The organism is Streptomyces sp. Rer75, from assembly GCF_013414305.1.
GTDB classification, from domain to species: Bacteria; Actinomycetota; Actinomycetes; order Streptomycetales; family Streptomycetaceae; genus Streptomyces; species Streptomyces himastatinicus.
This window is the reverse complement of sequence record NZ_CP058693.1, coordinates 8,579,394-8,599,601: the sequence shown is the minus strand read 5'-3', so window position 1 is coordinate 8,599,601 and position 20,208 is coordinate 8,579,394. Positions and strand designations below refer to the sequence as shown.

The window sequence follows — 20,208 nt, the reverse complement described above, 5'->3', positions numbered from 1 at the left end:
TCGAGCGACCGGGGCGGGCAGGCACACGGGAGACCGGCACCCGCCGCAGGCGACCGCGCGCCGGGAAGCGTCCTCGTCATGGATCAAGTCGCCCACCCGGGGTTCCGCTCGCCACTCATTCGTGTTCCTTCCCGTGCAGCTCTGCCCACACCCGCTTGCCCCACGGCAGCGGATCGGTGCCCCAGTCCTCAGCCAGCGCCTCCACGAGCGCCAGACCGCGCCCGCCCTCGTCCTCGGCGCTCGACTTCCGGGGCACCGGGCGCTCCTTCGACTTGTCCACGACACCGATACGCACCCGCACCGCCTCGGGCCGGGTGATCGTGATCCGGATGGAAGTGCTCCGGGCGTGCTTCACAGCGTTGGTCACCAGCTCGGAGACGATCAGGGCCGCGGCCTCGGCCAGCTCTTCCAGCCGCCAGGCTGCTAACGCCATGTGCACCAGACGCCGGGCGGTGGCCGCGCTCCCCGGTTCGCGAGGCAGGGTCGCGCTGTAGCCGGGGTACCCGGTAGGGCGGGCTACGGTGAGCGGCAGGCATTGCCGGGGCTGCTTTCGTGACTGCGCGTCCGTGGATTTCGGCACGTCAGTTGCTCTCTCAGGTCGGTCGCAGCCCCGGCCGTTCACGAGGTCGCGGGGCAGTGACCATTCATGTAAGCGACGTGCCAAAAAGGTGACAGGGGCGCAACGTCCCACTTTCACCACGCTATTCGCTAACCCCCAAGAACTCCGCCAGCGGGCGCAGCCCCGGCGGGTGGTTGGGGAGTGTCCACAGGTCACGCACAATGGCCACGGCCAATGTGTGGTGCTGCATCCACGTCGGCGCCACCCGGCGCAGGGACTCCAGGGTCTTCACCGCTCCGGCTGCGTCCCCGATGTCCGTATGGGCTCGGGCCACGTCCAACAGCAGCCACGTCCGCCAGGACGGCGGGGTGTCCTTACTCAGCCGCATCCCCTTGGCCAGTGCCAAGGCGTCCTGAGGATGCCCGTACTGGACTGCGAGCCGGACGCGTTCGATCCGGACCGACGACGGGCTAAAGACGCTGACCATGCGGTTATCGCCACCGTCGGGCAGCTTCGACACTCGGGCGGCTTCCTTCTCTGCCGCCTCCATCATCGCCGCCGCGCGCTCATAGTCGCCGCTTCGCGCGGCCGACGTGGCGGCACTCATGGTCAGCGCACCCCACACCTTCAGGCCGTCGGCCGTGTCGGTACGGCCCGCGTTCGCCATGTCCTCGGCGGCGCGGAGGGCGATGTTCAGTGCGTCTTCCAAGCGTCCTTGCCGCTGGTAAGTCCACGCTGTGGAGTTGACGATCATCGGTAGAAGCAGCGGATCGGAGGACTCCCCCGCAGCGTCTATGGCACGCTCCAGACTCGTCAGAGCAAGGTCCGTCTTGCCCATCCGCACGGCGACGTGTCCGGCGAGCTGAAGCACCTTGCCCAGGGCTGCGAATCCGGCCCTGCGGTCGTTGTCCGAGGCCGTGGCGGCGCGCGCATCGGAGAGTAAGTCCGGCAGCGCCTTCATCACCGAGTCAAACTCGGCGGCGTGGTACTGCGCCCAGCCTTCCGCGATCTGCTCGCGCAGACGGTCCAGCGAGAAGTCAGGCCCTGGCGGCTCCAGCTCCGGCCCCCAGAGCACGGGCATGATGGCGCGGCGCACGGCCACGAAGCGTGGTCCGTCGTTCTCTCCTGTGGAGGAGACCGCAGGCGGGTCGCCCAGGAGCGTAGTCAGTTCCACGCCGAGACCGTTGGCCAGTGCGTGCAGTGTGGGCAGGCGCGCCGAGTGCTTCCGCCGCTGTTCGAGCTGGCGGATCACGTCGACGGACACGTCGGAGCGCTCGGCCAGCTCTTCTTGCGTCAGGGACGCCAGACGGCGCAAGCGGCGCAGGGTCCGCCCCAGGTCTTCGTTTGCCACGCTGCCACGGTACGCGGCCATGCTGCTTCACAGCTCACTGCCGCCTCGCGTAGAGCCCTCGGAGATAGTGGCTTAGCCGGTCCTGAAGGGAGTCAAGCGCCGTCCGCGCTGCTGCCTCACTCCAGCGCGGCTCCAACCACTCCAGCACGCTTGTGGCCAGCTCCCGGTCTTCCAGGCGGGCTATGTGGGCGCGAAGGTGCAAGGCCGGTTCCGTGGCCGCCGCCCGGAACTGATCGCTCAACCGGCCTCCGGGCGGCTCGCTGTTCGCGGCCAGTCTGGCTTCGAGCGCGTGCTGTATCTCCATGACGGCTTCCCGCTGGAGCGTCACATCGGCCGCCGTCTCCCGGACCCGCTCCAATAGCCACGCCACGTGCCCGACGCCTGCCGGATCAGCCAGGCCATCACTACGGCGGGGCCCCGGCCGGGCCGATCTCTCCGAAGGTCGTGCCCCACTCCGCGACGGCCGCACGGCGCCGGTCGTCCGCCTGCCGCTCCGCCGCAGCGGCGAGCACCTGCGGGACGCTGCCGCCGTGGAAGCGGCAGACCGTCCCGCCCTTGACCGGGGAGTTTTTGCACGGGCCGCGCTTGGTGCGGGCGCTGCACGTCGGCCGGGGCGTCCACCCTTCGGCCGTCGGCGCGGGGGCAGACCCTTCGAACGTCGTCATGATCTTGCTCCTTCCGGGCCCGAACAGGACTCCCGTGATGTGGAATCAAGTGCTTTGCTGGAAGGAACCGCAGGTCATGCAGCTTCTGGTGCCGTGCGAGGGACCGATATCTCACGGATCTCCCAACACGGCGCCCGCCGAAGGGGATCGTCAGCGCGTGTAAACGGGGCGGTCAGACGGCCTCGGAGCGGTTGCCGTCATTCCAGATGTAGACGCCCGTGGTGCCCGCGCCGTACCAGCTCTCCGGCCCGACCTCGGCCGTGAGAGACGGGTACTCGCGGATGGAATCCAGAACCTCGGCCGGGTCCACGTGCCTGTACGGCTGGTTGAAGACCAGAGCGGGCCTACCGGTGGTCCGGGAAAGCCACGTGGTCGTGTGGTCGTAGAACCCCGGCTTGCTGTAGCACTCCTGCTTGGCGCAGCGGCCCTTGTCGAGCCAGTGGAGCCCGGAGGAACACCGCGTGTTGCCGCTCTTGATGTCGTGACGGTCCGCCCAGTCCAGCAGGTCCGCGCGCATCTGGACGTAGATGTTCGGGCCGTAGGGCCAGTCCACGCCGTCGGCGTCGCGGTTGAGCACGCCCAGGGCACGGTCGTCCAGGGATCTGATCAGTTCCTTCTGGTCGGTGCTCTGGCAGCGCCAGCACCACCACTTCGCTTCGCCGATCCCGGAGCCAAACAACAGCCCTTGCCGGTGGGACTGTCCGCATCCCTCGCAGTCATACATGATCTTGCTCCTTCGCTTCGCGTCAGCCGGTTCACGGGGCCCGGTTCGGTGCCGTGGGGAGCGGATCAGGCGGTTCTCCCCTCCGGGGGGAGAACCGCAGAACCACCCGGAACCACCCGGAACCACCGGGTATGACCTGGGCTTTCGACTGAACCACCCCGGAACCGCCCCATCCCGAAAGGTGGTCCTGTGATCTTAGGGTGGTTTCGCACCACCTGGTGCGGTTCAGGCGCCATCCGGCAGGAGTTGTTTGGGGGCCACGAGGCCATAGCTCCGTTGGCCGAAGCTCACGATCACCTCGTCCATCTCCAGCTCCCTGAAAGCTGCGCCCCTCTTAACAACAACGGGCTCATCGTCGGCTGGAGGGGCGACACGGGCACCGCCTGGCGGCCCCGACGACACCGAGGCGACGTATTCCGGCTCGGTACCCGGCACCACGCGCACCCGACTGAACGGCGTCAACGACGACGGCGTGGCCGTCGGCGGGGAGACCCGTCCGGACGGCACCTCGGCGGCCGTCCGCTGGGACACTCCCGACGCCCCGAAGCGGCTGGCCGATGAAGGGTTCGGCGGGCAGGCCCTGGACATCAACGCACGCGGCTGGATCACCGGCACCGTACGCGCCACAGCGGACACCATCGCCACCAACCTCCCCGCGGTGTGGGACCCGCGCGACGGCCTGCACCGGCTCGACACCATGCTGGACCTCCCCGAGGGCAGCACCGTGCAGTCGGTCGATGCCATCAACGACCACAACCAGCTGCTGCTACGGATCAGCGACACCGCCGCCCACCGCACGACAGCCCTGGTCGTCCAGCTCGTCTGAACAACAGCCGCGGCAGCCTCTTCGGCCCGACCGCTGCCTCAACCTCGCCGCTGCGACCGCCGCCTCCAGCAGGGGCCAGCCGTCGACCTCCACCGCCCGCCGTTCCCCCGGCTGCCACCCGCGGGCTGACGCCGCGTCGAGCAGGGCCCGGACGGCGCCCGGTTCGTGCAGGTTCAGGGAGCCGCCGCGGACGTATCCCACGTCCCCGGAGCCCAGGGGGAACCCGCCCGGGACGTACCGGCCCGGCCCTTCGGCGAAGACGATCCGCAGCGGGCCGCCGGTGCCGGCCGGCTGCGGGTACAGCGTGAGGGTCTCGCGGCAGTCCGCGGACCGGCCGCTCTCCAGCACGCGGTGGCTGTGGCGGAGCGTCCACAGGTACGCGCGCCCGTCGGCGACCAGGCGGCGGGGCTTCTTCGGATGGCGGGGCACGGAGCCGAGCGTACGCGACCTAGGAATGCCCTCGGGTCGCCAACGCAACGCCTGTCCCGATCCCTGCGATCACGATTGGATCCCGTGGAGTCCTCGAACTTCTGGGTACGCGCGGCAACGCCTGAGCCATGCGGGGGCGCGCACAGCGTGTCCCCCGATGGCTCAGCCCTTGACGGCGGAGCTGGCGACGCCTTGGACGAACCAGCGCTGGAAGAAGGCGAAGACGATCAGGACGGGCAGGACGAGGAGGACGCCGAAGGCGAGGATCTGGCCCCAGTCCGGGGGCTGCTGGCCCTGGAAGACGCTCATTTCCAGGGGGAGGGGGCGGACGGAGGGGTCGGAGACCATCAGGACCGGCCACAGGAAGGAGCCCCACTGGGTGAGGAAGGTGAGGATCGCGACCGAGGCGAACACCGGCTTCGACATGGGCACGATGATCGCGAAGAACGTGCGCCAGGGGCCCGCGCCGTCCAGCCGGGCCGCCTCCTCGATGCTCGGTGGGATCGAGCGGAAGAACGTGTGGAACTGGTAGATCGAGAAGGCGTTGGCGATGAACGGGACCGCCTGGATGTAGATGGTGTTGCGCTGGTCGTTGAACATGTAGAAGAGCGGCACGGCCACCGACTCGAACGGGACCAGCATCAGCAGCAGCACGAGCGTGAAGACGGCCTCCCGGCCGCGCCACTTCAGCCGTGACATGCCGTACGCGGCCATCGAGTTGACGAAGAGGCCGCCGGTCACGACCACGAACGCGACGAGCAGCGAGATGCCCATGAAGCGCCAGAAGTAGCCGGTGCTGTCGGAGCTGAGGGCGTCCAGGACGGTCGCGTAGTTGTCGAAGGACAGGTGGGTGGGGAGGAAGCCGGTCAGGCCGTTCAGCACCTCGTCCGAGGGCTTGAGGCTGCCCAGGAGCAGGTACAGGACGGGCAGCACGAAGATGAACGCCAGGACACTGAGGACGGCGTAGTCGGCGAAACGGCGCAGGGGCGCGCGGGTCGTGGCCATCGTGGGTCAGTCCTCGTTGTCGGGCCGGACGACGCGGCGCTGGATGAGGGTCAGGGCGACGACGATCAGGAAGAAGACGACCGTGATCGCGGCCGCCTGGCCGATGTTGTTCTGGTCGAAGGCGGTGGTGACGGCCTGGTACATGACCGTACGGGTGGCGTCCTCGTCGAGACCTCCGCCGTGGATGAGGACGTAGACCTGGTCGAAGACCCGGAAGGACAGCACGGAGGTCAGCATGGCGACGAAGACGAGGGTGCCGCGGATGCCGGGCAGGGTGACGTGGCGGAACTGCTGCCACCGCGTGGCCCGGTCGAGTTCGGCGGCCTCGTAGAGCTCGCCGGGGATCTGCTGGAGCCCTGCGAGCAGGATGACCATCTGGAAGCCGACGCCCTGCCACACCGACAGCACGATGATCGAGGCCATCGCGGTGGCGGTGTCGCCGAGCCAGTCGAAGGCGCCCCAGTTGCCGAAGCTCACGGCGTGCAGCGCGGAGTTGAGCAGGCCCTGGTCGCTGCGGGCGAGGATGAGCCGCCAGATCACGGCGACCAGGGTCATGGGGAAGACGACCGGCATGAAGAACAGCGATCGGAACAGACCGATGCCCTTCAGCTTGCGGTTGAGCAGGATGGCCAGGGCCAGCGCCAGGCCCGTCTGGAGCGGTACGACGACCCCGGCGAAGGTGAGGTTGTTGAGCAGGGCCCGCAGGAACGGGCCGGACAGGTCCGGGTCGGTGAACAGGCGCCGGTACTGCTCGATCCCGAAGAAGGTGGGCTCCAGCGGGGAGCCGAGGCGCACGTTGTAGAAGGAGAGGACGACGGCGTAGCCGAACGGGATGCCGACGAAGGCGATGAGTCCGGCGACGGCGGGCGCGGACATGAGCAGTCCGTGCGCCCAGTCCCGGTTCTTGCGCACCGGCCGCGAGCGTTTCACGGAGTTCACGGGCGGGCCCTGCTCCCTCCTCGGGGGCGCGGTGGGCGCGGGTTCCACGGTCTTCACGGAGTTGTCCTGTTCCCGGCCGGGACGGGCGTGCCGCCGTACGCGTCCTGCGCGTCGTGGGCGGTCCCGTCCCGGCCGAAGCGTCCTACGGGATGACGGGACTACGGGATCTTGTAACCGGCGTTGTCGGAGAAGTCCCGGTCGATGGCGCGGGCGGCCTTCTCCAGGGCGCTCTTCGGGTCGGCGCCGCCGTATATCGCGTTCAGGGCGTCGCTGAACTTGGCGGTGACCGTGGGGTATCCGGCAGTGACGGGGCGGGTCACGGCGACGCAGGACTTGGTGACGTCGCTGTCGACGCAGGGCTTGGCGAGCTGGTCGGCGAAGAGCTGGAGCGGACCGCCCCGCTGGTACAGCTCGCTCTTGGCCAGCGCGGACTTGGTGGCGGGCGGGGCGCCGTTGGCCGTCGTCATCGCGGTGACATTGGTGTCGTTCAGCAGGGTGTCGAGGAAGGTCCCGGCCGCCTTGGCGTTCTTGGAGTTCGCGCCGATGCCCCAGGCCCACGAGCCCTGGCCGGCCTTGGGGCCGTTGCCGAAGTCGGGCAGCGGCAGCACGACGAGGTCTTTGCCGAGGGCCTTGCTGTAGGCGGGGTACATCCAGTGGCCGACCCAGCTCAGCGCGACGCGGCCCTTGGCGAAGGCGTTGCCGTCGGTGTTGGGGTCGGTGTACGGCTTCCAGGACTGGAAGGTCTTCATCGCCGACACCGCGGCGGACGTGTCCAGGGCGCCCTCGGCCTTGCCGTCCTTCAGCAGGGAGCCGCCCGCCGACCAGAGGATCGGCGCGAAGCCGAAGGTGCCCCACTCGTTGGCGTAGCCGCTGTTCTCCTGGAGGTCGACGACCTTGCCGTCGGAGTCCTTGGCCTTGAGTGCCTTGAGCGCGGCCGTGAACTCGGTGGCGGTCCAGCCGTCGGACGGGCGCGTCGGGTACTTCACCCCGGCCGCGTCCAACAGCTTCTTGTTGCCGTAGACGCCGAGCCCGGAGTCGTACATGCCCAGGCCGTAGTGCTTGCCGCCGATCTCGCCCTGTGTCTTGCCGGCGTCGGTGGCGTTGGACAGCGTCTTCGCGGAGACGTAGGAGTCGATGGGGGCGAGCTTCTTGTTGTAGACGAAGTTCGCCATGGTCGGGCCGTCGAACTCCATCACGTCCGGGAGCTTGGAGGCGTCGGTGGCGGTGATGGTCTTGGTGTAGTCGTTGCCGGGGATGAGCTTCAGCTCGACCTTGATCTTGTTCTGGGAGGAGTTGAAGGACTTCACCGCTTTCCGCAGGGCCGTGTCCTCGTTCTTCTGCCCCTGGTGGGCCCAGACGCTGATGGTGCCCTTGCCGCTGCCCGCCTCCGCGGATACGTCGGCGCCACTGCCGCCGCCGCAGGCGGCCAGTGCCGCGAGGGGCAGGGCGAGGGCCATGCCCGTACAGGCGGTGCGGCGGTACCTTCTGTTGGTCGAGCTCATGGTTCATGCCTCCGTGCGGTGCGAGGGTCCGTGGTGCTCGGGTGCTTTCCGGCGTGGTGTTCTGGGACTTCGGGGCCCGGCGGCGGAACCGGGGTCACTGGGGTCCGCGCGGGCGCGGCGGGGCGGTGGTCTCGCGCAGGACGAGACGGATGGGCATCTGCACATGCCCGGGCTGCCCGGCGCCCAGCTCGTCGAGTTGCCGCAGCAGCAGCCGGGCGGCCTCGGCGCCCTGCCCGGCGACCGGCTGGGCAACGGTCGTCAGCCCGACCACGTCGGCGAGTTCGTGATCGTCGAAGCCGACGACGGACACGTCGTCCGGCACCCTCAGCCGGTGCCGCCGCAGGGCGCGCATCGCGCCCATCGCCATCTCGTCGGACTGCGCGAACACGGCGGTCGGCGGCCGGGAGGCGGCGAGCAGTTCGGTCATGGCCCGCTCGCCGCCCTCGACGGTGTAGTCGCCGTCCGCCTCCAGCGCCGGGTCGTGCTCTATCCCGGCGTCGGCGAGCACGTCCAGGTACGCCTGACGGCGCGTGATGGGCGTGGTCCAGTGCTGCGGCCCGCTCGACCCGCTGATCATGCCGATCCGGCGGTGGCCGAGGTTCACCAGATGCCGGACGGCGCTCTCCGTCCCGGCCCGGTCGTCGATGCCGACCACGGTGAAGCCGGGCCGGGCGCCGCCGACCGTCGTGGCCAGCGGCACCCCGAGCGACCGCAGCGCGGCCGACTCCTCCTCGTCGGGGATGAGCAGCGACAGCACGGCGTCCACCCGCTTGCGGACCGGCATCTTGGTGAAGAAACGCTTGCGTGTTTCCGGCGAGCCCAGGTTGTACAGCAGAACGTCGTACCCGGCGGCGCTGAACACCTGCTCGGCGGCGTCCAGCACGGTGCCGAAGAACCAGCGGCCCACGTACGGCACCACCACCCCGATGGTGAAGGTGTGCCCGCTGGCCAGGCTGGACGCCGAACGGGACGCCGTATAGCCGAGCTGTGCGGCGACGGCCGTGATCTGCGCCCGCACCTCGCCGGAGACGCCCGGCTGGCCGCGCAGCGCGCGGGACACGGTGGACGCCGAGACTCCGGCGGCGCGGGCGACATCGGTGATGCTGACGCTCACAGCGCATTGCTCCCGTCTGTTTCACATCGGTGTGATCTGGGGGTGACGTGACCGTAAGCCCGAGCCCGCTGTTGCGCAAGCGTTTGCGTTGAGTTTTACTTGGGCCGATTCTTAAGCGAGACCTTTGAAGTCCATGGTCAGCGCACGCGTTTGAGCGCTGCGAGCCGACAGGAACTGTGCATGCGATACGCCCCGCCCGGCCTCTGCGTGAACGACTTCGCCCTGCTCCGCGACGACGACGGCACCTACTCCGTGTTGCACCTTCAGGGCCCGTGGACAAGCGAGTTCGACCACCTGAGGATGGAGACCTCGTACGGCCGGGCCACCTCCACCGACCTGGTCGGCTGGCGGCCCGGGGGCACCGCCTTCGGCAATGGGCTGCCCGGACGCTTCGACCAGCAGGCGGTGTGGACCATGCACCCCGTCCGGCACGGCTCCGGCGGCGGAATGGCGATGTTCTACACGGGCGTGAGCGGACTGACGGAAGGCGGCTGGCCGCTCCAGTCCATCGGCCTCGCGTACTCCGACCGCACCGACGGCACCGGCTGGCGCCGCCACGGCACCGGGCCGGTCGTCGAGGCGGACGCCCGTTGGTACCGCACCGGTGAACGCATGGGATGGCGCGACCCGTTCGTCGTACGCGACGACGCGTCGGACGGCTGGGTCATGGTCGTCTGCGCCGCCGACGCGTCCCTGCCCGCCGAGGTCAGCGGCTGTGTCGCCTGGGCGACGTCGGACGACCTGGAGCACTGGACAGTCCACCCGCCGCTCATCTCACCCGGCGACGTGGACGAGTTGGAGTGCCCGGTCCTCGAACGTCTCGACGACGGCAGCTGGCTGCTGATCGGCTCGATCGGCGCGACCCGCGGGTTCGAGGCGTGGACCGCACCCCGGCTGCGGGGACCGTGGACCCGCCGTGGGCCGCTCGGCCCGACCGGCTCCTACGCCCCGCGCGTCATCGCCGCCCCCGACGGCTCCCGCGTCGTCCTGCACACCACCCCCCGCCGGGTCGGCCTCACCGACTCCGGCGAACGCTGCCGCGGCATGCTGGCCCAGCCCAAATCCCTTGTCATACCGGACGGATCGGCACCCCGCCTGGAGTGGTGGACCGGCCTGGACGCCTGGCTGCTGGAGGAGACGACGGAGCCGACGCTGCACGCCGTCGGTGATGTCGATGTCTCCGGACGCGTGGAGATCACCCTGCGCACCGGCGAGGACGGCCCCGCCCTGGTCGTCGGGTGCGACGGCAAGAACCTCTGGGTCACCGGCCCCGCAGGCGTACCGCTGGGCGAGACCGTCCTGACCGAACCCGCCGCAACGCTGCGGATTCTCACCGTCGGCGAGTACGTCGAGGTCTACGCCGACGGCGCCTTCGTCCTGACCACCCTGTGCTACTCGGGCCACCCCGCCCCCTGGACTGCGGTGATGGAAGGACGCACCCGCACCCTCCCCGTCCGCCCCGTCCGCCTGCCGGATCCCGACCGCGACGACGCCTCCGCCGTGTGGCCCGGTCCGGCGACGCACTGATCAAAGAAAACTTTGAGGCGGGCAATATCTATTGTGGCCGGCCCGCAGCGAGTGCGACCAGGTCAACGCTCCCCCCGGGGGCCTTCGACAGCCGCAGCGGTGCTCAGGAGAAGTCCAGCACCAACCGACCGCGGAGGCCGCCGGCCTCCAGCATGCGATGGGCCGTGGCCGCCTCGTCGGCGGGCAGCACCTCGGCGACGCGCAGCGTCAGCGTGCCGTCCTCGGCCTGGCGGCGCAGCGTGTCCAGCCCTTCGGTGTCGGTGATGCCGTCCGGCACCATCACCGGGCACACCCGGATGCCGCGCTCGGCCGGACCGGACCAGCCCCGCAGCTCGGCCAGGGCGCCGCCGTCGGCGATGGCGGGCACGGTCTCGGTGGTCTGCAACGAGCCGTCGACGAGGCCGGGAACACCGTCGGGGACCAGCGCGCGAATACGCGCGGCCACATCGGTGCCGCGCTCGACGACGTGGTCGGCGCCGAAGCCGCGCACCAGCTCGGTGTCGTACCGGGCGGCGTCCGCGATCACGGTCAGCCCGTCGGCCTTGGCCAGCTCGACCGCGTACCCGCCGACGGCACCGGCCGCACCGGTCACGGCGACGGTCCCGCCGTGCGGCACGGCCAGCGCGTCCAGAGCGAGGCGTGCTGTCATGGCGTTCATGAGCAGAGTGGACGCGGCGGGGAAGTCCGCCCCCTCGGGTGCCGGCACCACCGACGCGGCGGGCACCACGACCTGCTCGGCGTAGGCCCCGCCGTGCGCGCTGGTGAACAGCACCATGGCGACCACGCGTTGGCCCAGGGCGAGCCGCTCGTCGGTCCCGGGCCCGAGCTGGTCGATCACACCGGCGGCGTCCATGCCGGGCACGAACGGGGGCCGGCGGTCGGGCATGCGGACGGCGTGGCCGCCGGTACGCAGCATGACGTCGGTGGGACTGACGGCGGCCGCCTGTACGCGAATGCGGACCTCACCGGGACCCGCCTGCGGTTCGGGCAGATCCAGGACCTGTAGTGCTTCCGGGCCGCCGAAGTCGTAGACGCCAATAGCCTTCATGACGCCTGCAACCTGCCGCGGTGGCACGGAATTCCGCACGAAGGGATCCGCCTCGGGGACGTGGCGGTCGCCGTGTTCGCGGCGGACTGGCGACTGGTGTGGTGGAACCGTGGGTGGGCCGCCCTGCTGGGCGACCCCTCCGCCGCGCCACCGGCCGCTTCCCCCCGGGACGACCGCTTGGCCGGGCTGATCCGCGACCTGAACGGGTCCGTGATGCCGGGCGGGTCGCCAACTGGGCCGGGGTGGTCCGGCTGGCTGCCCGGGCAGGCGGGGGGGGGGGGGAACTCCAACCGCCGGAACGGCTTGCGAGGACCTGGGCACGGCCAGGTCCTCGCCGATGGTGGTGAGCGGCACCAGCCGCCCCTTGCCGCCGGATTCAGCTGCCGGGCGTGAGCTCGAGCGCGTCGAGCACTCCGTACACCCCGAGGAAGAAGGTCGCCACGCTGCTCAGGACGAGGGCGGCGGTCATCCAGGGGTTGGCGCGGAAGCGGGGCGGGACGCCGGTGTAGCGCAGGCGCCAGACCGCGACCACGACCGCGAGCAGGAAGATGCCACCGCCGATGCCACCGATCTGCACCATCAGGACCGGGGACTGGACCCACAGGAAGATGCCCATCCAGACCGGGGGCAGGCAGCAGGTGAGGATGCGGATGGTGCGGGTGCGGATGCGCATGTCGTGCCAGTCGATGACTCCGAGCAGACCGAGGGTGTTGGTCCACAAGCGGGGGACGCTGGCCGACGAGGCGACGGTGACCGAGAAGAGGACGGCGATCGCGCCGGCCAGGAACAGGTACTCGGCCCAGGGGCCGAGCGTGTCGGTGTAGATGTGCGACAGCGTGGTGATCATGTCGTTACCCTCGGGCACCAGACCCTGCGGGTGGAGCACCGAGGCGCCGATCACGTAGAAGGACAGGGTGCAGACGGTGCACACGAGCCAGGAGACGCCCACGTCGAGCCGCATGACCTTGAGCCAGCCCTCGGCGCGCCGGGCGCGCTGCTCGGTGCCGTCGTCGGGGCCGGTCCAGCGGGCGTAGCCCTTCTCCAGGCACCAGTACGTGTACGTCGTCATCTCGTCGGCGCCGACACCGGTGATGCCGAACATGGCGAGGGCGATGCCGACCGTGCCCGCAGGGATCTGGAAGCTCAGTCCGCCGGCGAGCTGCTCGGTGCCGTAGCCGAAGGCGGTGAACGGCAGGGCGAGGGCCAGGCCCAAGGTGATGATCGTCTTGAGCGTGATGCCGACGACCTCCACCCGCTCGATGACGGGGTACTTGCCGGTCTGGAGGATGAGGATGGCGGCGCCGGTGACGATGAGGGCCCAGATGGTCAGGGACGACGTGCTCAGGGCCGCCCCGTGGATCGGCAGCAGGATCGAGCAGGCCGCCGCGGTGCCGCCGATGATGCCGCCGCGCTGGAACATCTTGGCGAAGTCCATGCCGATCCAGAGCCAGTTGATCCAGCTCAGGCGGCCGATCCGGGGGCCGACGTCACGGAAGCCGTCGAGCGCGGGGCGGCCGTTGAGGATGGTCCAGCGGGCGAGCTCCATCTGCACCCACACCTTGACCGCGGTGGAGATGATCACCAGCCACAACAGCGCGAACCCCGCTTCCGCGCCGAGCGAGGTGGTGGTGATCAGTTCACCGGAGCCGACGACGGCAGCGGACAGCACGAGCCCGGGGCCGAGCTGGCGCAGTCGGCCGCGGAAGCTCTCGGGGGCCGGGCGGGCGTCTTCGGCGCGCAGCGCGTACGGGTCGGGCTGCGCGGGGGGCGGCGCCGCCGTGGCGCCGTCGGTCGTGGTGGCCATGTCAGGTCCTTTGAGGGATCTTCCGGCGTCGTCGCCGTCGTCCGGGAACGGGGAGGGGGCGGGGACGGGTTGGCGGGGACGGGGTCGTGTCGTGGCGTCTCAACGCGCCTGGTGGTGCGGCTCCTTGCCCGCCAGTACGCGGACGACGTCCTCGGCCACCATCGCGCCCATGGCCTGGTTGGCCTCGGGCGTGCAGGCGGCCATGTGGGAGGTGAGGAGCGTGCGCGGGGCCTCGCGCAGCGGGTGGTCGGCGGGCAGCGGCTCGGTGCTGAACGCGTCGAGGGCCGCGGCCCCGAGGTGCCCGGAGCCGAGCAGGTCGGCGAGCGCGTGTTCGTCGACGAGGCCGCCGCGCGCGGCGTTGACCAGGACCGCGCCCGGCTTCATCGCCGCCAGGCGGGCACGGTCGAGCAGCGGGGTGCCGGACGGATCGGGCGGGGTGTGCAGACTGACGGCGTCGGCGCGCGCCAGCAGGGCGTCGAGCGCGGCCGGTTCGGCTCCGTGCACGCGGACGTCGGCCTCGGAGACGTACGGGTCGTGGGCGAGCAGCTCCATGCCGAAGGCGCGGGCGTAGCCGGCCAGCAGGCGGCCGATGCGGCCGAAGCCGACGATGCCCAGCGTCTTGCCGTGCAGTTCGGGGCCGAACAGCTTCGGCCAGCCGCCCGCCGCCACCGCGGTGTGCGAGGCGGCGAGGGAGCGGGTCGTGGACAGCAGCAGGCCGAAGGTGTACTCCGCCACCGCCCGCGAGTTGCTGCCCGGCGCGCACACCACCGGTATCGCGCGCGCGTGGGCGGCGGCCACGTCGATGGTGTCGACGCCGACGCCGTGCTTGGCGATCACCTTGAGGCGGGGTGCGGCGTCCATCACCTCGGCGGTGATCGGGTCCATGCCGACGATCAGCGCATCCGCTTCGGCCGCGTACTCGAGGAGTTCGGCGGTGGGGAGCGCCACATCCTCGTAGGGGCGCAGGGGACCTGCTCCGGCCTCTTCCAGGATCTGCCAGGGGCGCGCCGAATGGCGGGCGAAGGTCGGCGTCGTGATGAGCGTGGTCGGCATCAGCGCGCCCCGCCGCGTGCCGCCTCCAGGTGGGACGTCGCGATCTGCTGGAGGTGCACGACGTCGGCCGCGACGGACGCGAACGTGAAGCCCTCGGCGAGGCGGCGGGCGGCGCTCGCGCCGTCGGCGTTGTGGATGCCGGCCGCGATGCCCGCCGCCTCGGCCGCCTTGCGGACACGGGTGAGGGCCTGCTCGAACTGATCCTGTACGGACGGGTCGGTGGAGGTCGCGCCGCCGATGGCCAGGCGCAGGTCGGACGGGCCGACGTAGACACCGTCCAGGCCGGGGGTCGCGCAGATCTCCTCGACGTTGGCCAGGCCGTCGGCCGTCTCGATCATCGCGAGGACCGCGGTCTGTTCGTGCGTGTCGGCCGGGTTCGGGCCGATGCGCAGCTGAGCGCGCATCGGGCCGTACGAACGGCGCCCCAGCGGCGGGTAGCGGACGGCGGCGACGGCATCGGCGGCGTCCTGGGCGTTGTCGATCAGCGGGACGATCACGGCGCTCGCCCCCGCGTCGAGCGCCTTGCCGATGTAGGTGAGGTCGTTGGCCTCCACGCGCACCATGCCGACGGCGGTGCTGCCCTTGGTGTCGGTGGCGAGGAGGTTGTTCAGCATGCCCTGGTAGCCGAAGAGGCCGTGCTGGGCGTCGAACGCCAGGTAGTCGTAGCCGACCCGGGCGAGGCGCTCGGCGGCGATCGGCGCGTCGAGCAGCGACCAGTAGCCGATGAGCTCCTCGCGATTGCGCAGCGCGGCGATGAACTGGGCGGAAGTGCGGCCGGTGGCCATGGGTGTCTCTCTCCCTTGCGAGGTGGGCGGCGAGGTCAGCTAGGTCAGCGGTTGTAGGCGGGCATCGGGCCGCGCAGCCGGGCGCCGACCTCGTCGCAGGCGGCCAGGACGTCCGCGGGCAGCGGGCCCGCGGACGCGGCGGCGATGTTGGCCTTCAGGTGCTCGACCTTGGAGCCGCCGAGCAGCAGCGCGTCAGTGGAGGGCCGCGTCAGCAGCCAGCGCAGCGCCAGGTCGGTCAGCGCCAGGCCCGCGTCGGAGGCGATGCGGGTGAGGTCGGTGACGGCGCGGAACAAATCCTCGTTCCAGTACCGCTCGCGGTACTTCGCGGCCAGCTCGGAGTCGCCGAAGCGCCCGCCCGCCGGGGCCTGCGCGAAACTGTGGCGGCCGGTGAGCAGGCCGCCGCCGAGCGGGTTGTAGACCATCGTGCGCAGTCCGGTGACCGCGGCGTACTCTGCGTACTCCACGTACTCCTCCTCGATGCGACGCGCGAGGAGATTGTGGAGCTGCTGGGCGAGGACGGGGCGCGGAGCGCCGACCTCGTCGGCCACGCGATTCAACTCGGCGATCTGCCAGGCGGCGAAGTTGGAGACGCCGAGGGCGAGGACCTTGCCCGCCCGGACGAACTCGGCGATGGTCGCCAAGGTCTCGGTGAGCGGCGTCCTGCGGTCCGGCTGGTGCAGGTAGAAGACGTCGACATGGTCGGTGCCCAGGCGCTTGAGGCTCCCGTCGAGCGCGGCGCGCAGCATCGCGCAACGGGACGGGCACGTGCGGGAGTTCAAGGCCGACGGTCACGGCGGTTCCTTCCGAGGCGGGCGGTGCGGGTGGTGCGGTTTCTTGCTCGTGCGCGATCTCATGCGTGATGTGCGCATCTGGAGGTGTCGTGCGGCTACGCGGCCTCGACCGGTCGCTGCGGTGGTTCCCGGCGGTGTACTGAGTTGCGGGTGAGCGCGGCGTAACGTGCTGTGTAGGCCCGTACGCATCGCGTCCGCATCAGCGACGCGGTCCGCGGGTGACGGCCGTCGGCGCCACGGGAACGCTCGCATGATTGCGTACATCACGCAAGAGTTCTCGCGCACTTCACGCAACTTGTGTCATGATCCTCACCGGGCCGCCCACCGCCGGGCACGCCCGAGGAGGTTCCGTTCCGTGACTCCCCCGCCCCCACGCCCATCCGTCTCGCCGCCCGTACCGCCGTACGCCGTCGCGCTCGCGGACCACCCGTCCGGCGCGGACGCCGCGGATGTGACCGAGGTCACTGCCGCGCACGACCTCGTCGCTCCGGACACCGAGACCGACGCCGACCCGGACGCGGTGAGGACCGCAGAACCCGGCACGGTTGCGCAGATCGCGCACCTCACCGTGCTCGGCGCGCACCATGTGCCGCTGGACCCGGCCGACGAGGCGGCGGCAGCCACCCGACCCTGCCACCGTCCGCTTCCCGCCCAGGAGTTGTTCGCATGCACGCCCCTCTCCCCCTCATCGCCGTCACCATGGGCGACGGCGCCGGCATCGGCCCCGAGGTCGTCGTCGCGGCCCTGCTCGACGAGGCCGTCCTGACCCGCTGCCGTCCCGTTGTCATCGGCGACGCGCAGCGGCTGCGCGAGGCCGCCCGCATCCTGGGCCTGGACTACGAGATCGCCGCCGTCGGCCACCCGCGCGACGCCGAGTTCACTCCCGGCCGCGTCAACGTGGTCGACCTCGGTCTGCTCCCCGCCGACCTGCCCTGGGGCACGCTGTCACCGGTCGCGGGCGGCGCCGCGTACACGTACATCAAACGTGCCGCCGAACTCGCCGTGGCAGGAGAGGTGCATGGCATCTGCACCGCACCGCTCAACAAGGAGGCCCTGCACGCAGCGGGCCACATCTACCCCGGCCACACCGAACTCCTCGCTCACCTGACCGGGACCGAGGAGGTCTCGATGATGCTCTCCACCGAGAAGGTGAAGGTCATACACGTCACCACGCACATCGGCCTGATCGACGCCGTCAACCGCATCGAGCCGGGCCTCGTCGAGCGCACGGTGCGCCGCGGCCACGAGGCGATGGTCCGCGCCGGCACCCCGAACCCCGTCATCGGTGTCTGCGGCATCAATCCGCACGCGGGCGAGAACGGCCTGTTCGGCTACGGCGAGGAAGACGAGAAGATCGTCCCGGCCCTGGAGACATTGCGCGCCGAGGGCATCGACGCCCGGGGTCCGCTCCCCGCCGACACCGCCTTCTTCCTCGCCTCACGCGGCGACTACGACCTGATCGTGGCGATGTACCACGACCAAGGTCATGGCCCGGTCAAGGTCCTGGGCATCGAGGCGGGCGTCAACCTCACCGTGGGCCTGCCCGTCATTCGCACCTCGGTCGACCACGGCACCGCGTTCGACATCGCCGGAACGGGCGCGGCGGAGCCCGGCAGCATGGTCGAGGCGCTGCGCCAGGCGGCCGAGATGGCCACGGTGCCCGCCGCTCCGGTGGCCTGAACCGTGAGCCGTTCAGAGCCGGGCCCGTGTCATCACACCCGTGGGGGCCAATTGATGATCTTCTTGGGCCGAGGGGGTGCGTAGGTACGCACCTTGGAGGTGGACAGGCCGAGCCGGACGAGGGACTCGGCGATCGTCACAGCCGCCGTCACCCCGTCGACGACGGGGACCCCTGTACGGTCGACGACGCGTTCAGCGAGGCCGGACATGCCGCCGCAGCCCAGACAGATCACCTCCGCCCGGTCTTCCTCCACCGCACGGGCGGCCTGCTCGACAATGGCGTCGACGGCAGCGGTCTCGTCCCGTTCCAGGTCGAGTACGGCGAGTCCGCTGGCGCGCACGGACGCGCACCGGGCGCTCAGACCGGCGGAGTGGAGGCGCTCCTCGATCAACGGGACCGTGCGGTCGAGGCTCGTGACGACGGAGTAGCAGCGGCCGAGGAACTGGGCGGTGCTCGCGGCCGCCTCGGTGATGTCGACCACCGGAACGTCGAGCAGTTCCTGTAGCCCTTCCCGGCCGTGTTCGCCGTATCCGGCCTGGATCACGGCGTCGAACGGCTCCGGGTAGGCGCGGACGGTTTCCATCACGGCGACGGCGGCGAGGTAACTCTCGTAATTGCCCTCGACCGACTCCGCCCCGAAGGCGGGCGTCAGCGGAATGATCTCGGTACCGGGCGATGCCACACCGGCCGCCTGCTCGCCGATCGAGTCGGTGATGGACGGCGTGGTGTTGACGTTCACAACGAGGATGCGCATCGTTCAGTCTTCTCCTGAGTGGTTCATTCGGCGGCGACGGCGATGGCCTCACCGTCCACGTCCCGAAGCGGCACCGTGCGGTCCGCGATGACCGCGTACAGCGCCGCGGCGAGGATGGCGCCGATGAACCAGGAGAATCCGGCCACGGCGTGGAACAAGGGTGCCAGGGCCATGGTGACGGCGATCGCGGCACTGGGGACGAAGGCCCAGACGGCCCGGGGGTTGTAGCCGCGGCGGTAGTGGTACTCGCCCCGGGCGTCGTCGGTGTAGAGGTCGGGCACGTTCACGCGGGACTTCCGCAGCAGCCAGTAGTCCGCCATGATCACGCCGAACAGGGGTCCGAGCAGGGCGCCGAGCCCGCCGAGGAAGTAGTTCACCACGACCGGGCTGTTGTAGAGGTTCCACGGCAGGATCACCAGACCGATGCCCGCGCTCACCAGACCGGCCCGGCGGAAGTTCAGCCGACGGGGGAAGAGGTCGATCAGCGCGTAGATCGGGGCCACGAAGTTGGCCAGCAGGTTCACCGCGATCGTCAGGGTGATGAGGGCGAGTGAGGCCGCGGCCAGCAGGAACTCGTTCGGGATCGTCCGGACGATGTCCGTGGGACTGGTGATGACGTGCCCGTCGAGCTTGAACTGCGCCCCGCTGAGAACCACGACGATGGCGGCGAAGAAGAGCATGTTCACCGGGATACCGATCACGTTTCCGCGGACGATGGAGCCGCGGCTCTTCGCGGACCGGGTGAAGTCGCAGAAGTTGAGCACGAACGTTCCGTAGATCACCACCCACAGCGCAGCGCCCTGAAGGATCTGCATCCACATCTCGGCGCCGATGAGCGGCTCGTCGATGGACAGCGAGATCGACCCGTCAGCGCGCACGAACATCCAGACCGCGAGGGCGCACATGGTGATCAGGGTCGTGGGCGCCGCGAAGGCCATGTACCGCCGGATCATCTGCATGCCATAGCTCACGATGAGGACCTGGAGGGTCCACAAGGCCAGGAAGGTGACCCAGCCGAGCGTCGACTGGCCGAGCAGGGAGTTCGCGTCCATGGAGCGAAGTCCGGGAAACATCGCGACGAGAAGGGCGCTCAGGACCGAAGAGGCGAGGTAGGTCTGGATACCGAACCAGGCGATGGCGACGGCGCCCCGGACGACGGCCGGTATCTTCGCCCCCTTGATACCGAACGCCATACGGCCCATGACGGGAAAGGGGACGCCCGTCTTGTGCCCCATGAAGCCGGACAGCGTCAGCAGGAGAAACAGCAGAACGGAGGCGAGCGCAAAGGCCGCCAGAATGCCCCATACGTTGAGCCCGAGCGCGAAGAGCCCGATGGCGAATGCGTAATTTCCGAGACTGTGCACGTCGTTGGCCCAGAGCGTGAAGACGTTGTAGGCGCCCCAACGGCGCCCTTCCTTCTTCGTCGGGGCGAGATCGTACGTGTACAGCCCAGAGCTGACAGCGCCCTCGGCTTCCACGCGCGATCGGTCATGCACAGCAGTCATACGGCGCTCCAGAGGGGAGTAGGTGGCGCACGCCTGGATGTTTCCACAAGACGGAAGCAGTCTTCCGTGAAGCGAAACGTAGTTTTCACCCAACTGCGCCGTCAAGGGTTCGGAAGCAGCGAGTCCGCTCAAGGGATCAACCGGCA

19 protein-coding genes and 2 pseudogenes are annotated in these 20,208 nt (G+C 70.1%); 4 read left to right on the top strand and 17 right to left on the bottom strand.

All coding sequences use genetic code 11. The features are described from left to right. Positions 1-115 precede the first annotated feature (115 nt). The 5 genes from HYQ63_RS36960 to HYQ63_RS36940 form a co-directional block, all read right to left on the bottom strand. Positions 116-481, bottom strand: coding sequence for an ATP-binding protein (locus HYQ63_RS36960; protein ID WP_179940903.1), 366 nt, complete (start codon positions 479-481; stop codon positions 116-118). A 220-nt stretch (positions 482-701) separates the two neighbouring features. After that, positions 702-1,910, bottom strand: coding sequence for a helix-turn-helix transcriptional regulator (locus tag HYQ63_RS36955; RefSeq protein WP_179938046.1), 1,209 nt, complete (start codon positions 1,908-1,910; stop codon positions 702-704). 34 nt (positions 1,911-1,944) lie between these two features. Beyond that, a complete protein-coding gene (locus HYQ63_RS36950; RefSeq protein WP_179938045.1) occupies positions 1,945-2,280 on the bottom strand; it encodes a hypothetical protein in 336 nt (111 codons plus the stop codon). A gap of 34 nt (positions 2,281-2,314) precedes the next feature. Next, a complete protein-coding gene (locus HYQ63_RS36945; RefSeq protein ID WP_179938044.1) occupies positions 2,315-2,575 on the bottom strand; it encodes a hypothetical protein in 261 nt (86 codons plus the stop codon). Positions 2,576-2,747: 172 nt separating this feature from the next. Further along, positions 2,748-3,299 carry a hypothetical protein gene (locus HYQ63_RS36940; RefSeq protein WP_179938043.1) on the bottom strand — a complete coding sequence of 184 codons (552 nt, stop codon included), beginning with the start codon at positions 3,297-3,299 and terminating at the stop codon, positions 2,748-2,750. Between the two features lie 472 nt (positions 3,300-3,771). Here HYQ63_RS36940 and HYQ63_RS36935 point away from each other — a divergent pair, with 472 nt between their 5' ends. Beyond that, entirely contained in the window at positions 3,772-4,125 is a 354-nt protein-coding gene (locus HYQ63_RS36935; RefSeq protein ID WP_179938042.1) for a hypothetical protein, read from the top strand. A 48-nt stretch (positions 4,126-4,173) separates the two neighbouring features. Here the strand turns inward: HYQ63_RS36935 and HYQ63_RS36930 are convergent. The 5 genes and pseudogenes from HYQ63_RS36930 to HYQ63_RS36910 form a co-directional block, all read right to left on the bottom strand. Continuing rightward, positions 4,174-4,554 (bottom strand): annotated as a pseudogene (locus HYQ63_RS36930) (hypothetical protein); the annotation flags it as partial. Between the two features lie 162 nt (positions 4,555-4,716). Continuing rightward, positions 4,717-5,559: a carbohydrate ABC transporter permease gene (locus tag HYQ63_RS36925; protein ID WP_179938041.1), complete on the bottom strand. Its 843-nt coding sequence runs from the start codon at positions 5,557-5,559 to the stop codon at positions 4,717-4,719. Positions 5,560-5,565: 6 nt separating this feature from the next. Then, entirely contained in the window at positions 5,566-6,555 is a 990-nt protein-coding gene (locus HYQ63_RS36920; RefSeq protein WP_179938040.1) for a carbohydrate ABC transporter permease, read from the bottom strand. Positions 6,556-6,656: 101 nt separating this feature from the next. Next, the gene (locus tag HYQ63_RS36915; protein WP_179938039.1) at positions 6,657-8,000 is read right to left on the bottom strand and encodes a sugar ABC transporter substrate-binding protein; all 1,344 of its coding nucleotides are present in this window, start codon (positions 7,998-8,000) and stop codon (positions 6,657-6,659) included. 94 nt (positions 8,001-8,094) lie between these two features. Continuing rightward, a complete protein-coding gene (locus tag HYQ63_RS36910; protein ID WP_179938038.1) occupies positions 8,095-9,114 on the bottom strand; it encodes a LacI family DNA-binding transcriptional regulator in 1,020 nt (339 codons plus the stop codon). Positions 9,115-9,294: 180 nt separating this feature from the next. Here HYQ63_RS36910 and HYQ63_RS36905 point away from each other — a divergent pair, with 180 nt between their 5' ends. Then, positions 9,295-10,641, top strand: a complete 1,347-nt coding sequence (locus tag HYQ63_RS36905; RefSeq protein WP_179938037.1) for a mucin-1 — start codon at positions 9,295-9,297, stop codon at positions 10,639-10,641. 103 nt (positions 10,642-10,744) lie between these two features. Here the strand turns inward: HYQ63_RS36905 and HYQ63_RS36900 are convergent, their stop codons facing one another. Continuing rightward, positions 10,745-11,689 (bottom strand): NADP-dependent oxidoreductase, encoded by a 945-nt coding sequence (locus tag HYQ63_RS36900; protein WP_179938036.1) that lies wholly within the window; start codon positions 11,687-11,689, stop codon positions 10,745-10,747. Between the two features lie 45 nt (positions 11,690-11,734). Here HYQ63_RS36900 and HYQ63_RS36895 point away from each other — a divergent pair. Next, positions 11,735-11,842, top strand: a pseudogene (locus tag HYQ63_RS36895) (transcriptional regulator); the annotation flags it as partial. A 223-nt stretch (positions 11,843-12,065) separates the two neighbouring features. On the opposite strand, the gene HYQ63_RS36890 reads toward HYQ63_RS36895, so the two are convergent. The 4 genes from HYQ63_RS36890 to HYQ63_RS36875 form a co-directional block, all read right to left on the bottom strand. Beyond that, entirely contained in the window at positions 12,066-13,493 is a 1,428-nt protein-coding gene (locus tag HYQ63_RS36890; protein ID WP_179938035.1) for an Nramp family divalent metal transporter, read from the bottom strand. Positions 13,494-13,592: 99 nt separating this feature from the next. Next, positions 13,593-14,546, bottom strand: coding sequence for a phosphoglycerate dehydrogenase (locus HYQ63_RS36885; RefSeq protein ID WP_179938034.1), 954 nt, complete (start codon positions 14,544-14,546; stop codon positions 13,593-13,595). Then, positions 14,546-15,331 (bottom strand): HpcH/HpaI aldolase/citrate lyase family protein, encoded by a 786-nt coding sequence (locus tag HYQ63_RS36880; RefSeq protein ID WP_179938033.1) that lies wholly within the window; start codon positions 15,329-15,331, stop codon positions 14,546-14,548. The genes HYQ63_RS36885 and HYQ63_RS36880 overlap by 1 nt, the downstream gene beginning before the upstream one ends. A 44-nt stretch (positions 15,332-15,375) precedes the next feature. Next, positions 15,376-16,077 (bottom strand): aldo/keto reductase, encoded by a 702-nt coding sequence (locus tag HYQ63_RS36875; protein WP_257232380.1) that lies wholly within the window; start codon positions 16,075-16,077, stop codon positions 15,376-15,378. A 711-nt stretch (positions 16,078-16,788) separates the two neighbouring features. Between HYQ63_RS36875 and pdxA the strand changes: the two genes are divergently transcribed. Continuing rightward, complete coding sequence (gene pdxA, locus HYQ63_RS36870; protein WP_179938032.1) at positions 16,789-17,802, top strand: 4-hydroxythreonine-4-phosphate dehydrogenase PdxA; 1,014 nt, start codon at positions 16,789-16,791, stop codon at positions 17,800-17,802. Positions 17,803-17,834: 32 nt separating this feature from the next. Here pdxA and HYQ63_RS36865 read toward each other — a convergent pair whose 3' ends face one another. Then, positions 17,835-18,557, bottom strand: a complete 723-nt coding sequence (locus HYQ63_RS36865) for an aspartate/glutamate racemase family protein (RefSeq protein WP_179938031.1) — start codon at positions 18,555-18,557, stop codon at positions 17,835-17,837. A 23-nt stretch (positions 18,558-18,580) separates the two neighbouring features. Beyond that, positions 18,581-20,062, bottom strand: a complete 1,482-nt coding sequence (locus HYQ63_RS36860; protein WP_179938030.1) for an NCS1 family nucleobase:cation symporter-1 — start codon at positions 20,060-20,062, stop codon at positions 18,581-18,583. Positions 20,063-20,208: the final 146 nt, after the last annotated feature.

What these genes read in the sequence shown, in the direction of transcription:
- pdxA (WP_179938032.1), top strand. Translation starts at nt 16,789, where the DNA reads ATGCACGCCCCTCTCCCCCTCATCGCCGTCACCATGGGCGACGGCGCC.
- HYQ63_RS36865 (WP_179938031.1), bottom strand. Translation starts at nt 18,557, where the DNA reads ATGCGCATCCTCGTTGTGAACGTCAACACCACGCCGTCCATCACCGAC.
- HYQ63_RS36945 (WP_179938044.1), bottom strand. Translation starts at nt 2,575, where the DNA reads ATGACGACGTTCGAAGGGTCTGCCCCCGCGCCGACGGCCGAAGGGTGG.
- HYQ63_RS36940 (WP_179938043.1), bottom strand. Translation starts at nt 3,299, where the DNA reads ATGTATGACTGCGAGGGATGCGGACAGTCCCACCGGCAAGGGCTGTTG.
- HYQ63_RS36900 (WP_179938036.1), bottom strand. Translation starts at nt 11,689, where the DNA reads ATGAAGGCTATTGGCGTCTACGACTTCGGCGGCCCGGAAGCACTACAG.
- HYQ63_RS36925 (WP_179938041.1), bottom strand. Translation starts at nt 5,559, where the DNA reads ATGGCCACGACCCGCGCGCCCCTGCGCCGTTTCGCCGACTACGCCGTC.
- HYQ63_RS36905 (WP_179938037.1), top strand. Translation starts at nt 9,295, where the DNA reads ATGCGATACGCCCCGCCCGGCCTCTGCGTGAACGACTTCGCCCTGCTC.
- HYQ63_RS36915 (WP_179938039.1), bottom strand. Translation starts at nt 8,000, where the DNA reads ATGAGCTCGACCAACAGAAGGTACCGCCGCACCGCCTGTACGGGCATG.
- HYQ63_RS36890 (WP_179938035.1), bottom strand. Translation starts at nt 13,493, where the DNA reads ATGGCCACCACGACCGACGGCGCCACGGCGGCGCCGCCCCCCGCGCAG.
- HYQ63_RS36875 (WP_257232380.1), bottom strand. Translation starts at nt 16,077, where the DNA reads ATGCTGCGCGCCGCGCTCGACGGGAGCCTCAAGCGCCTGGGCACCGAC.
- HYQ63_RS36885 (WP_179938034.1), bottom strand. Translation starts at nt 14,546, where the DNA reads ATGCCGACCACGCTCATCACGACGCCGACCTTCGCCCGCCATTCGGCG.
- HYQ63_RS36880 (WP_179938033.1), bottom strand. Translation starts at nt 15,331, where the DNA reads ATGGCCACCGGCCGCACTTCCGCCCAGTTCATCGCCGCGCTGCGCAAT.
- HYQ63_RS36860 (WP_179938030.1), bottom strand. Translation starts at nt 20,062, where the DNA reads ATGACTGCTGTGCATGACCGATCGCGCGTGGAAGCCGAGGGCGCTGTC.